A 13,874-nucleotide genomic window follows, 5' to 3' on the forward strand; every position below is an offset into this window, starting at 1 on the left:
ATGCACCAAGGGGCTCAATTTTTAGATTATCCAATACGGGAATTACTGCATACCCAGATAAGCCTGTTTTACCTGTTCACTAGCATTTAATTCTTCTGCTGTCCCAGATAAAACGACTCGGCCCGTTTCAATAACATAGGCACGATTTGCGATGGAAAGAGCCATATTCGCATTTTGCTCCACTAAAAGAATCGTCGTTCCTGATTTATTAATATCATCAATAATCTGGAAGATTGTTTTTACTAATAATGGTGCAAGCCCCATAGAAGGCTCGTCTAATAATAAAAGTCGCGGGCGCGCCATAATGGCACGGCCAATTGCCAGCATTTGTTGTTCCCCACCTGATAATGTTCCCGAAAGCTGCTTGCGGCGTTCTAATAGATGTGGAAATCTTTCAAATACACTTTCCATATCCTTTTTAATGCCAGCTTTATCTTTTCGTAAAAAGGCTCCTAATTCAAGATTTTCTTCTACGGTCAAATTGGCAAAAACACGACGTCCTTCCGGTACATGGGAAAGGCCTAGTTTAACAATAGTTTGAGCTGCTTTTCCGATGATTGATTGCCCATCCAAAATAATGTTGCCTTGCTTTGGCTTTAACAATCCAGAAACTGTTTTTAAGAGCGTGCTCTTTCCAGCACCGTTTGCTCCAATTAGCGTAACGATTTCTCCTTGGTTAATATCGAGAGAAACTCCTTTCAGAGCGTGAATATTTCCATAATAAACATTGATGTCATCAACCTTTAACATGAAGAAACCTCCTCGCCTAAATACGCCTCTATTACTTTCGGGTTGTTACGAATATCCTCTGGCGTACCTTGTGCGATTAATTGCCCATGATCCAGTACATAGATGCGTTCACATACCCCCATGACAAGCGGCATATCATGTTCAATTAATAGTACAGTCAATCCAAATTTCTCTCTAATTAAGGAGATTAAATTCATCAGCTCTTGTGTTTCCAGCGGATTCATCCCTGCAGCTGGTTCATCCAATAATAGCAGTTTGGGATTCGCTGCAAGCGCCCGTGCAATTTCCAAACGTCGTTGTTGTCCGTATGGAAGGTTCTTTGCTTTTTCATCCTTATATAAATCGAGATTAAATACTTTTAAACATTCCATTGCCTTTTCTTCCATTTCTTTTTCACCAGAAAAGTGAGATGGGAGTCTGAGAATGGAGCTGATAAAGCCATGCTTTGCAAGTGAATGATAAGCTACTTTTACATTATCTAAAACGGAAAGTTCACGAAATAAACGAATGTTTTGGAACGTTCGGCTTATTCCTTTACGATTTATTTTATATGGCGGGACATTATTTAGACGTTCACCATTTAGCGAAATACTTCCTTTAGTCGGGACATAAACCCCTGTTAAAAGATTAAAGAAAGTTGTTTTTCCCGCCCCGTTTGGACCAATAAGTCCAACAAGATCGCCCTTATACAACTCCATATTTAGCCCCGCTACTGCTTTTAAACCACCGAAACGGATGCCCACTTGATTTACTTTAAGCAATGGTGTGTTTGTTGCCATCCGTCGGACCTCCTTCAACCGTTTTACGTTTTTTAAAGAATGATGTAATTTCTTTTGTACCCATTAATCCTTGTGGACGATAAATCATCATCATGATAAGGAGTAGACTGTAAATGATCATTCTTGTCTCAGGATAATCTTGCAGATACGCCGAAACCATGGCTAAAAGGATGGCAGAAATAACGGAACCTGACATACTGCCTAATCCCCCAAACACGACAATAATCAAAATATCAAATGATTTTAAAAATCCAAAGTTTGAAGGCTGAATAATATAAAAGTTATGTGAATATAACCCTCCAGCAATTCCGGCCAAAAATGCCCCTATCGCAAATGCAAGTACTTTATAATAAGTAGTGTTGATCCCCATCGCATCAGAAGCCGTTTCATCTTCTCTTACGGAGATACATGCGCGGCCATGCGTTGAGTTCGTAAAGTTTCTGATGGCGATAATCGTAATGATCATGCATGCAAATACCCAGGGCCAAGTAGTTAAATGAGAGACCTGCATTCCACTTGCTCCCCCGACGTATTCGATGTTAAGTAACACAATGCGAAGTATTTCACCAAAACCTAAAGTGGCAATAGCTAGATAGTCACCTTTTAAACGGAGGGTCGGTATTCCTATAATCAATCCTGCAAGTGCAGCGACAATTCCACCAACCACTAGTGCCAATCCAAAAGGAAGTTGGAGCTTCATCGTAAAAATGGCTGATACATAGGCACCAACAGCCAAAAATCCTGCATGACCTATAGAAAACTGGCCAGTAATCCCAATAATTAAATGGAGGCTGACGCCCAAAATGATATTAATAGCCATTAAAAATAAAATGTTTGTATAGAAAGAATTTAAAATTGCTCCGTTAATTAAAAATTGAACGCCCAAAAAGATGACTACTGCTAATAAAATTGAGAGCCAAAAGCCTTTTGCATTTTTAATATTTGTCATTTTTTTGTCTCCCCTAAACCTTTTCTCGTACATTTTTACCGAACAGGCCGGACGGAAGGAATAAAAGAATCAAAATAAGTACAACAAAGGCAACTGCGTCACGCCAGAGTGAAAAGCCTGCTGCACTGACTAATGCTTCAATGACCCCAAGTGCAAGACCGCCTACCATTGCTCCAGGTATAATCCCAATTCCACCAAAAACAGCGGCAACAAAGGCTTTTAGTCCAGGAATAATTCCCATTAACGGGTCTATTTTAGTATAATACGTTCCAAAAATGACCCCAGCTGCTCCTGCTAAAGCAGAACCAATCGCAAAGGTCGCTGAAATCGTGTTGTTTACATTAATCCCCATAAGCGTTGCTGCTTCAGCGTCATGAGAAACAGCACGCATGGCTTTTCCGATCTTCGTTTTATGAACAATGAATTGAAGAATAATCATCAATACGACAGACACACCTAAAATAATGATTGATTGCCCACTAATGGTTACACCAAATACTTCAATATTCCCAACATTTAAGACATCTCCAGGATATGCTTCAGGTTGGGCACCGCGAACATAAATAAACCCATATTCAATAAGTAAGGAAACGCCAATTGCCGTGATTAAGGCGGCGATCCGGGTGGCATTACGTAGGGGCTTATACGCGATTCGCTCAATGATAACGCCAAAAAGGGCACATATAACCATCGCTAAAATGAGAGCAGGAAAAAATGAGAGATGCAAAACCGTTATGGTGTAAAAACCAACAAATGCTCCAATCATAAATATATCGCCATGAGCGAAGTTGATCAGCTTAACAATCCCATACACCATCGTGTAGCCTAAGGCAATCAGAGCATATATACTACCGAGTGAGATCCCATTCACTAACTGTTGTATGAGTTCCATTATGAACCCTCCCTTGATTTACTTTATCCCGAATTAACTGGCAGTAAGACCCCCACTTCAATAATTCGAGGAAAAAACGAGAATTGTAAGTGGGGGATCAACTGAAAGTCAAATCCCCGATTCGTTCAGGTCAACAGGACGTTGGTCACTTAGGCGTTGCCGCAGGACGCGGCGCATTTAGCCTAAGATCATTATTATTCAGTGGGGGATGAAAAAAACCCCCACTGAATGAAGTTTCACTTTATAAGTCAATTTTTTTGATAAAAAGAACAGGGGGACTAGCCCCCTTACTAATCAACTTATGGATTTACAATGGTTTTAAATTCTTGTTTTCCATCTTTATATTCAAGAATTGTAGCTGATTTAATAGGGTTATGATTTTCGTCTACTGTAAAATTACCAGAAACTAAAGATAAGTCTTTTGTTTTAACAAGTGCTTCTGTAATTTTTTCGGGTTCAGCAGAGCCGGAACGTTTAATGGCATCAGCCAAGAAATAAACAGTATCATAACCAAGTGCGTTAAATGCATCTGGAGTTTTGCCATCGTATTTCGCTTCAAATGCTTTTACGAATGCTTGAACCTTTTGATCTTCGGTATTACCGGAAGAATAGTGGTTTGTGAGAAACGTGTTATTTAAAGCGTCTCCACCTGCGACTTCAACAAGCTTGGGAGAATCCCAGCCATCTGCCCCCATTAAAGGTACATCAATGCCAAGTTCACGGGCTTGCTTTACAATGAGACCAACTTCTTCATAGTACCCCGGAATAAAGACGAAATCAGGTTTGGCAGATTTAATGCGTGTTAATGTAGCACGGAAATCGGTATCTTTCGCTACATAAGCTTCTTCTGCCACAATTTTCCCGCCGTTTTTCTCAAATACGTCCTTAAATGATTTTGCCAAACCTTTGGAATAGTCACTGGCACTATCAATGTAAACAGCAGCATTTTTAACTTTTAGTTCGTTTGTTGCAAAATTAGCAGCCACTTCACCTTGGAAAGGATCAATAAAGCAAGTTCTAAAGATATAATCATTTAATTTTCCGTCATTTACGGTTATGTCTTCTGCAGTCCCTGTTGGAGTGATGAGAGGGATTTTGTTATCCTGTGCAATTTGAATTTGCGCCTTTGTATTTCCACTTGTCGCTGCTCCAATAATAGTAACGACCTTGTCTTGACTAGTCAGCTTCAATGCTCCGTTTGTAGCCTCGGATGCTTCTGATTTATTGTCGACTTTTACAAGCTCAATTTTCTTTCCGTCAATGCCTTCTTTATTAATTTCTTCCATTGCAAGCTCTAACCCCTGTGCAATAGATGATCCATAAGAAGCTACTTGTCCGGATAATTCAAGGTTTGCACCGACTTTAATGGTACTGTCTTTGTCCACAGAGCCACCCCCGCCGCTAGATTCTTTTGAATCATTACAGCCAGCCATAACACCAACAGTTAATGTTAGAGCTAGAAAAATGTTAGCTACATTTCTCTTTTTCATTTCCTTTTCCCCCTCGTGAAAAATGGATTTACATTCCTTGTTTCATTTCTTGAAAAATAACTAACAATATTCTGAAACATAATATTTCTTTATTAGTTTAGTAGTAATTTAGGTGAATATACCAATATTTTTCAAAAGAAGTTTTCTACTCTATTTTTTTTGCTCGCTCAAGGCCAACCGAAGAATGGATATTGAGGACATCATGGATAGATTACGTAGGTTGCTCAATGGTTATTTCAATCACTATTGCATAACGGACAATTTACAGATAGTTAAGAACTTCCTTGAATTATATAAATGGATGAACCGAAGAAGCCAAAGGAAATCATTCAGTTGGGATAAGTTCAACTTATTCCTTAGAAAATATCCTTTACCAAATCCTAGAGTGAAAGTGAACATATATGACCGAAACTATATTCTGTGAATGGAGGTAGGAAGGGCGGTGTGTGATAATATTGCCCGCACGGATCTGTGAGGAGTGAGGAACACGCTCTCCAACTAGAGAACGTGCTCCCGACCGGGATGAAAGGCAGCGGTGGGACCCGCAGTGCGAATGAGGATCAAAGGCTAAGTTCGCGCCGTTCTGGCGGCAGGCTCAAAGTGCAACGTCCTGTTGCGTCGCCTGCACTAGTACGTCCTTGTACGTCGCAACGCTTTTGTGACCTACATCCGGTAGGTCTGAGGAGGCTCACCGGCCGCCCGCGGAAAGCGAAGTATATTTCCGGAGCGGTTATATGCCTCCCATTAGTTCGTTTTTTTCTTTGGTGAAAACAGTTTTGTCCCAATCTTTTCCCACTATAATGAAGCATTCTCTGCTTTTAGCTTTGTTTGTGCTTCACTTGGAATCTCTTTCCATTGCACTTCATCAAAAGAAGTGACTTCATTGCCCTTCTTTACATAGAGCATTAAATAAGCACCTTGACGCAATTCCCTGAAGGCAGAGAATTCTACTGTCACTGCTTTCCCTTTTTCATTATACGCCGTTTGGTTGTACCAATACCTAGTCATAATCTCTCCATTGTCCAGCTTATCTTCTGTTATGTCAGTTGGTTCGATTACTTCTACATATACATGGTCTTTCCCAAAGCGATTGAAATCAACTGTTAACAACACCACTACAGCCCCGACGAATAAAGCTAAAACACCAATAACAGCAACTATTTTTTTCAAATTAATTCCCCTCCTGAATCGTTGTTCGATAAAAACATTGAACGGTAATAAAATAATAAATAATATAGACAAATGTATAAGCGAGCATCCACCATAAGATTGGTTCCCACAAATTCATGTGTAATAAGTTTGAAATGGCGATTAAAGCGACCGTGCCATGCATTAATCCAAGGGATAATGGGGCGATAAACACCAAGCCCATTTGATAACGGATTGTCCGCTTCATTTCTTGTTTCGATACACCAATTTTATAAAGAATTCCGTATTTACTTTTATCTTCTTCTGCCTCTGTCATCATCTTGAAGAAAATAATGCTTCCTGTTGCTAATAAGAACACTAAACCTAGGAAACTACCGACAAACAACTGGGTACCTGAGGCTTTTAATGACTCTTGATAATCTCTAAGTGCACTTGAGAATTTTTCGGTATCAAGTGAAGAAGCTAGTTCCTCAGATAAATCGTCATGTTTCTTATAATTATCCAATTGAATGGCGTGGAATTTTGTTGCTTCTCCAGCAAGCGCTTGATACTGTTTACCACCTAAGACAAGCACACTGCCAGGTAGTACTTCTACATTAAAAATAGACTTGGGATACATTTTTTGAATCTGATACTGATTATTGCCCACTACGACTTCTTCAATTTTCTCCGACCAGCGTTCATCATAGAAAGGTTCAATCAACAGTGCCTCTGTCTGTTTCCGATTAATTTGCTCAATATCGTCCCAATCTAATGCTTTGGCAAGCTGAGCAAATGTGGATTGATCAATGATAGAGTATTCTTTATCCATTTCCTCACCAGGCACCCGAATATTTTTTGTTTCAAATTCAATGTTTGCTTCTACCGATTCTTCTTCTATTTCATATTGTGGTCCTTGCCACATAAAGGAAAATGGCGCATAAGCTTCGACATTCTTATCTGTGTTATAATACATGCCGAAGACGGCTCCACCAGCAGTAATCGTTGTCGCGCTTAAGGTGGCAATAATCGTTAATGTTTTTGCGTTCCCACGAATGCGATATAGAAGCTGTGAAGCTGTCATCAGATTAAGACCTTTCCATGCCCAAATTTCTCTTTTCTTCATTTTATTTAATACGTAAACGAACACACTATTGAATAAAAAGTAAGAGCCAATAATCGTTAATGCTATCACCACAAGGGGTGTTGCAATACCCAAGACTCGCCACACCTCTGAGGTTGCAAAATCCTGTAATGCGATCCAATAAGCCAAAATTAAAGCTAACACACCAGTCAATACAGCAATGATCCGGGCTTTGGGCTGTTCCTCTCCCTTTTTAGCTGCCTGAAACAAATCAATCAACTTAAATTGATAAATAACACGATAGCCCAGTAATGATGTAACGAGGAATATGACAAAAAATACAACAACTGTATTGAGAATGGCGTTAGCAGAGAAAGTCAGCCCAAGTGTCATCTCCATTCCCATTAACTTCAATAAAATCTGCAAAAGTAATTGCGATAAAAAGAATCCCAGTACTACACCAATAACTAATGAAATAATTCCAATCATCATATTCTCAAAGAAAAGCAAGAAGCCGATTGTTCGTTTTCTGACCCCTAATAAAGAATAGAGCGCCACTTCTTTTTTTCTTTTTTTCATAAAAAATGTATTGGAATATAGGATGAAAATAGCCACAAAGATCATTAGTACAAAGGCGGAAGCACTCATAATACTTTGGGTTTGTCTTGATGTTTCTGCTAAACCACTGATATTATCGCTATACTTTAACGTAGCAAAAGTAAAATAAATAATGATTGAAAACACCGTTGCCCCGATATAGAGTGCATAATGTTTGATATTGCGTTTGATATTTTTTGCGGCTAGATCAAATAATGTCATGTCCATCACCACCTAATTCTGCCAATTCGTCTAAAATGAATTGAAAAAATTCCTTGCGTGTATGATTACCCCGAATCATTTCTTGCGATAATTGGCCATCTTTAATAAAAAGTATTCGGCGACAAAAGCTAGCTGCATAGGCATCGTGTGTGACCAACATGATTGTTGCTTCCTGTTCTAAATTTAAGGAGCTTAAGTTCTCTAATAAATCAGTTGCTGACTTGGAATCAAGTGCCCCTGTCGGTTCATCTGCAAATAATAATTTTGGCTTTGTTACTAACGCGCGACATGAAGCGGTTCGTTGCTTTTGTCCACCTGAAATTTGATAAGGGTATTTATCTAATAAATCTTCAATACCAAATGTTTTAGCCATACCGAGTACTTTTTCTTTAATTTCATTTGCAGGCTGCTTGGCAATTGCAAGTGGTAATAGAATATTTTCTCTTACTGTTAGAGAATCTAATAAATTATAATCTTGAAAAATAAACCCTAAATGATCTCGACGAAAGTCTGCCAACTTGTTTTCTTTCATCTTGGCAATATTATCTTCCTCAATAAAGATATCTCCATTAGTGGGGGAGTCGATTGTTGCCAATACATTTAATAAAGTCGATTTCCCAGCACCAGATGGTCCCATTACCCCAACAAATTCACCCGGTTCAATGGTGAACGATATATTTTCAAGGGCCTTAAAGGTATTCGTGCCTTTTCCGTAAGTTTTTTCGACATTGTTTACTTTTAATACATATTCCATTTGTTATGCACCTCTTTCTGATACTTTCACTATACTTCGCCACCCTTACATGAAATTCACGTCTACCTTACAAAATTCTTAAATGAGGTATTCCTCGATAAAAAGCTGTTATGATAAGAGATAAATAAGAGATACATCGTGAAAGGATGAGAGATATGGAGGCACCACGCATATTAATTGTCGATGATGAAAAGGATTTATGTCAGTTGATGAAAACTACCTTAATGAAGGAAGGTTTTGCCGAAGTAGAAACAGCCGGCACCTTACAAGAGGGTTGGGAGAAATTCGAGCAGTTTGCACCTAGCATCGCTATTTTAGATATCATGCTTCCAGATGGTGAGGGCTACGATCTTTGCCGGAAGATTAGGGAGACATCTCGCATTCCTATTTTATTTCTATCGGCTAAGTCAGATGAAGTGGATAAGATACTTGGGCTTGCGATTGGCGGGGATGATTATATTACCAAACCGTTCAGTCCAAAAGAGGTGGCTTACCGTGTAAAGGCTCAGCTTCGGCGTGCCGGGATATATACAATGGAATCAAGTGCCCGAACTATGGAAAAGAAGGAGAAAACCGTTGGGGTATTTAAGATGAATACAGAAGAAACAGAAATAACTAAGAATGGACAGCGATTAGAGTTAACAGCAAAAGAAGTCGGATTAATGGCCTGCTTTCTTCGGCATCCCAATCAAATCTTAAGTAAAGAAACATTATTCCGCACCGTTTGGGGAGAGGACTTCTATGGTGCTGACAATACCTTAATGGTACATATTCGACGACTTCGAGAAAAAGTGGAGGATTCCCCATCGAAACCAAAGCATATTCTCACAGTCAAGGGGTTAGGTTATCGTTTTATCCCGCATTAACAGACAGCCAAGAATCAGAGGATGGAAGCAGGTGAGATAGATTGAAATGGAAAATTACGCTGCGATATTTATTATCTGTGCTTAGTATTGTTTTAATTGTATTTGTTGTAAATACAATCATTTTGTTTGGATTTCTCGTCTATCAGAGCAATCAAGAGAATACTGGCCTTGATCGTAATTCCGGGGAAGATTTCACCCGTTCTTTCCAGAAATATTTACAATTAAATGACGATGAACTAGTTGTTTCACCTACTGGCCAAGAAGCCTTGAAGCAATTTGGTGCCTGGTTACAAATTCTCGATCAAAATGGTAACGTGATTAATTCCTACCAAGCGCCTGAGGACGCTACTAAGCATTATAGCCCCATGGAGCTTGTTCATAAATATAAGTACATGGATGATGACTTAAATACGTATTTTATCGGAGATTACGAGGATTACAGCTATTTAGTGGTTGTTCCTGACTCGCAAGAAAAGCGTCATGTTATGATGGTTGATCAAGGAAAGATGTTAACCTATATTCCCCGATTCCTTGGAGCGATTATGATTGTCAATTTATTAATCGCTACTCTCATAGGCTTTTTATTCAGCACAATTTTAACCAAACCTGTTAATCGTATAATTGATCGAATCCATTCCTTAAAGGAACGTGTATTCATAACGAAAAAAGTGAAAAGACCGGGAATTTATAAGCATGTCTTTGCCAATTTGAATGATGTAGCGGAAACAATGCAGGCTCACGAGCAGGAACGTCAAAAGCTAGAAAAAATGCGTAATGAATGGATTAGCAACGTCTCACATGATATTAAAACACCGCTATCCTCCATTCGGGGCTATGCGGAATTATTACGGAGTGAAAATCTATCTGATATGGAACGACTAGAGTATGCTGAGGTGATCGAACGTCAATCTCTTTATATGAGAGAGCTTCTTGACGACTTTAATTTAACGATGCGGTTACGAAATCAGGAATTACCCCTTCACCAGCAACCGACCAATATGGAACACTTTGTCCGTGAGATCGTGATTGATTTATTAAATGATCCACAATTTAGTTCGGAGCATATTCAATATGATAGCACTGCTACCACGCTTAACTGGAATATTGATCAACACTTAATGAAACGTGCCTTACTTAATTTTATCTATAATGCTCTGCTTCATAACGATGACGATGTTGAGGTTGATGTAATCGTCACAGATAATGGTATTACAATTAAGGACAATGGTAGAGGCATCGCTAAGGAGGAGCAAGAACAAATATTTGAACGTTTTTATCGCGGAACCAATACTAGCAATAGTTATGGGACAGGTCTTGGTATGGCGATCTCCCGCGATATCATTGAAGCACATGGAGGCACCGTTCAATTAACGAGTGCTAAAGGCAAAGGAACGACGATCGAGATTGAGATTCCGTAAATCCCTATTTGTAGGGATTTTTTGCTTGCAGAAGGTCTGCAGGATGCTTGAAAACCTTAACGACGAATAAAAGTAGCGTGATGACGAATAAAGAAAGTGGCACGACGAATAAAACAAATATGACGACGAATAAAAACGGAGTGACGACGAGTAAATCCACCTCAACGACGAATTGTTGCAAAATTTATGGCAGAAAATTCAAGTAACCCGATTATATAGAGGAAAAAGGTGAAATTATGAAGGAGTGATCGTATTGATGAATTTTGAAGAAAATGTAGAGGACATATTAAGACAAATCACTTCAAATCCATTCATTATTATGATGTGTGGTGTAACAGGTTCAGGGAAGACCACGGCGGCTGCAATTCCGAACAAGAAACGCAGTCCCGTTCACTGCCATGGATTGCTCACAAAAGCTTGGGGGATAAATACAATACCCGCCCGCAGTGGGAGCGGCAAGAAGAACCTTAAAAAACACTAAAAAACACACATGAAAAACCAACAATAATGATGGTTTTTCATGTGTGTTTTACTATTTTATGTTAAGTGAATTTTTGGCAATACTCTATTAAGTAGTATACATCAAATATATTTATAAGTCTATATTTTTCGATTTTTACTTGCTAAAATAACAAGACATTCAGTTAAGGAGGGATTCGAAATGCAATTTGAAGATGAAAAGAAGGAATTAAACAAAAAATTAGCTATTATTAACAAGCAATATGAGGAGGTAGCCGCTAAATCTGGATATGTTGGTGATGATATTAGTGAAATAGCCTTAGATGAGAGTAGGAAGAGAATGCTAGAATCATTAATCAGTGCTAAAAAAGATCCTTATTTTGCTCGGCTTGATTTTAAAGAGGAAGAAGCAGATGAGGTAAAAGTAACGTATATTGGAAAAGCCGGTGTTTTCGATGAGAAAAACGGAAATGTTATAATTACGGACTGGCGTGCACCGATTTCCAGCTTATTCTATGGTTTTAGTGGGAGTGAAGAGGATGTCTATTATCAATCTCCTGATGGCATCGTTGAAGGTGAAATCTATTTAAAAAGAAATATTGTTACTTATGAACAAGAGCTGCAAAGAGTAGTAGACCGCTATATTCGCGGAGAACAGGAATTGTCTGGAGGAGATGAATTTCTATTATATAAATTAGGCGATCAAAAAGATAATCGACTTCGTGACATTGTCGCCACTATTCAAGGGGAGCAAAATGAAATCATTCGTTACCCTTTAAACCAAGCCGTCATTATACAAGGAGTAGCGGGGAGTGGAAAAACGACCGTAGCCCTTCATCGGCTGGCCTACCTGTTATATGAATATCGCGAGCAATTAAATGCAAATCGCATGATTATCTTTGCACCGAACACGATCTTTCTGGATTATATATCTCAAGTACTACCTGAATTGGGCGTAGGGGATATTGTGCAAACAACCTTTCCAAAGTGGGCAATGACGATTATTGATGATCCGAATTGCCACCTAGAATCTCTTAGCAAAAGAAGAAAGGCCTTTTTTGAGTCAGAACGTGTTGATCAGGGTAACTTGAAAGGAACATTAGCGTTTCAACAGAAAATAAGGGAGCAATTATCACAATTAGAGAAAGAGTGGCTTCCTGCAGAAGATTTTATTCCCTGGGAGAATAAACAAGGCGTTTCCCTAGAAAAAATAAAAAGCTGGCTAGAAACAGACTTTAAAGATAACCCTGTTGTAAAGAAATACGAAAGGCTTAAAGCAAAATTAACACGTTGGATTGAAATTGAGGCAAAGATGTATGAGGAGAAAAAAGAACAAGCGCAAGCTCGAAAAGAGGGAAAGACGCAACTAAGAAAATACTTACGTAAATGGAAAAATAGAAAACCTTATGAGCTTTATGCACAAATCTTAAAAAGAATGGGAAAAGAAGACATTTTACCGCCAAAGAAAAATATAGCTCTGGATGATTTAGCTCCTTTATTGGATATTCACGATTATTGGTTTGGCATCGAGAAAGAAGATCGGTTTGATCATGTTGTCATTGACGAGGCACAAGATTTCTCACCCTATCAAGTTTCCGTATTAAATGCACGTACAAAAAAAGCATCATTTACGATATTAGGAGATTTGGCACAAGGTATTCATCGTGATGAAGGAATTGACCAATGGGAACGTTTTATTGAACTTTTCGGTACATCCCGCGCGAAATTCTTCCAAATGACGAAAAGCTATCGTTCCACCTATGAGATTATTGCGTTTTCTAATAAGATTCTAAGTCATCTCGAAAACCCACCTGCTTATGCGGAGCCAGTATTTCGGAGTGGGGAAGATGTGCAGATCCAACAAATACAAGCAGAGGATAAAACGAAGAAAATCGTCAGCTGGGTAAATGCAATGGAACATCAAGGTATGAATACGATTGCGGTTATTTTAAGATCTGAATCAGCATGTGATCAGGTTTACGCTAATTTGAAAAGTGAACTTCCAGCATTAAAAATGATTACAAGCGAAGATAAAACATACGAAGGAGGACTCTCCTTATTGCCTGTGTATGTATCAAAAGGATTAGAATTTGATGCCGTTCTAATGGTCGATGTCGATGAAGTACATTACCCTAAACATGAGCAAACAACAAAATTATTATATGTTGGCTGTACAAGAGCACTCCATCATTTATCGATTTTTTATAGTGGAAAACCATCTGAACTGATTTCTCTTGGATAGAGCGTGATAATCGTTCTTTAGAGGTAAGGCAGCTCGAGGTCAAATAACCTGAGACAATGAAAGGCAAAAACGCCTTTCTTTGTCTCAGAACATTTGCTTGTCGGGGGCCAACAGGATGTTGGTCAGAACGGCGTTGCGCCAGGACGGCGCGAACTTAGCCGTTCATCCATTAAACGGGCGCTTGCGCTTTTCTTAATGGTGGCCGTCATAGATCGACTCATTTATCATTCCCTTTTGACTATGT

The 13,874-nt window shown here is 39.0% G+C and carries 12 protein-coding genes; 4 read left to right on the plus strand and 8 right to left on the minus strand.

The genetic code is table 11. The features are described from left to right. Positions 1–42 precede the first annotated feature (42 nt). From MUB24_RS13500 to MUB24_RS13535, 8 genes are all read right to left on the minus strand, one after another. On the minus strand, positions 43–750 hold the full coding sequence (locus MUB24_RS13500; RefSeq protein ID WP_244704921.1) for an ABC transporter ATP-binding protein: 708 nt from the start codon (positions 748–750) through the stop codon (positions 43–45). Next, positions 744–1,529: an ABC transporter ATP-binding protein gene (locus MUB24_RS13505; protein WP_244704923.1), complete on the minus strand. Its 786-nt coding sequence runs from the start codon at positions 1,527–1,529 to the stop codon at positions 744–746. Before MUB24_RS13505 ends, MUB24_RS13500 begins: the two co-directional genes overlap by 7 nt. Next, positions 1,504–2,478 carry a branched-chain amino acid ABC transporter permease gene (locus MUB24_RS13510; RefSeq protein ID WP_244704925.1) on the minus strand — a complete coding sequence of 325 codons (975 nt, stop codon included), beginning with the start codon at positions 2,476–2,478 and terminating at the stop codon, positions 1,504–1,506. Before MUB24_RS13510 ends, MUB24_RS13505 begins: the two co-directional genes overlap by 26 nt. 13 nt (positions 2,479–2,491) lie before the next feature. Continuing rightward, on the minus strand, positions 2,492–3,370 hold the full coding sequence (locus MUB24_RS13515) for a branched-chain amino acid ABC transporter permease (protein WP_244704926.1): 879 nt from the start codon (positions 3,368–3,370) through the stop codon (positions 2,492–2,494). Positions 3,371–3,669: 299 nt separating this feature from the next. Next, positions 3,670–4,860, minus strand: a complete 1,191-nt coding sequence (locus tag MUB24_RS13520) for an ABC transporter substrate-binding protein (protein WP_244704928.1) — start codon at positions 4,858–4,860, stop codon at positions 3,670–3,672. Between the two features lie 795 nt (positions 4,861–5,655). Further along, the gene (locus MUB24_RS13525; RefSeq protein ID WP_244704930.1) at positions 5,656–6,030 is read right to left on the minus strand and encodes a YxeA family protein; all 375 of its coding nucleotides are present in this window, start codon (positions 6,028–6,030) and stop codon (positions 5,656–5,658) included. Between the two features lies 1 nt (position 6,031). Beyond that, positions 6,032–7,891: an FtsX-like permease family protein gene (locus MUB24_RS13530; RefSeq protein ID WP_244704933.1), complete on the minus strand. Its 1,860-nt coding sequence runs from the start codon at positions 7,889–7,891 to the stop codon at positions 6,032–6,034. Continuing rightward, positions 7,878–8,645, minus strand: a complete 768-nt coding sequence (locus tag MUB24_RS13535) for an ABC transporter ATP-binding protein (RefSeq protein WP_244704935.1) — start codon at positions 8,643–8,645, stop codon at positions 7,878–7,880. The genes MUB24_RS13530 and MUB24_RS13535 overlap by 14 nt, the downstream gene beginning before the upstream one ends. A 155-nt stretch (positions 8,646–8,800) precedes the next feature. Between MUB24_RS13535 and MUB24_RS13540 the strand changes: the two genes are divergently transcribed. From MUB24_RS13540 to MUB24_RS13555, 4 genes are all read left to right on the plus strand, one after another. Further along, entirely contained in the window at positions 8,801–9,511 is a 711-nt protein-coding gene (locus MUB24_RS13540; RefSeq protein ID WP_244704937.1) for a response regulator transcription factor, read from the plus strand. Positions 9,512–9,552: 41 nt separating this feature from the next. After that, positions 9,553–10,929, plus strand: a complete 1,377-nt coding sequence (locus tag MUB24_RS13545; RefSeq protein ID WP_244704939.1) for a sensor histidine kinase — start codon at positions 9,553–9,555, stop codon at positions 10,927–10,929. A gap of 253 nt (positions 10,930–11,182) precedes the next feature. Beyond that, positions 11,183–11,410: a hypothetical protein gene (locus MUB24_RS13550; RefSeq protein ID WP_244704941.1), complete on the plus strand. Its 228-nt coding sequence runs from the start codon at positions 11,183–11,185 to the stop codon at positions 11,408–11,410. A gap of 180 nt (positions 11,411–11,590) precedes the next feature. Continuing rightward, positions 11,591–13,630 (plus strand): HelD family protein, encoded by a 2,040-nt coding sequence (locus MUB24_RS13555; protein WP_244704943.1) that lies wholly within the window; start codon positions 11,591–11,593, stop codon positions 13,628–13,630. Positions 13,631–13,874: the final 244 nt, after the last annotated feature.

This window comes from Lederbergia sp. NSJ-179 (genome assembly GCF_022867885.1).
Classification (GTDB): domain Bacteria; phylum Bacillota; class Bacilli; order Bacillales; family Bacillaceae_C; genus Lederbergia.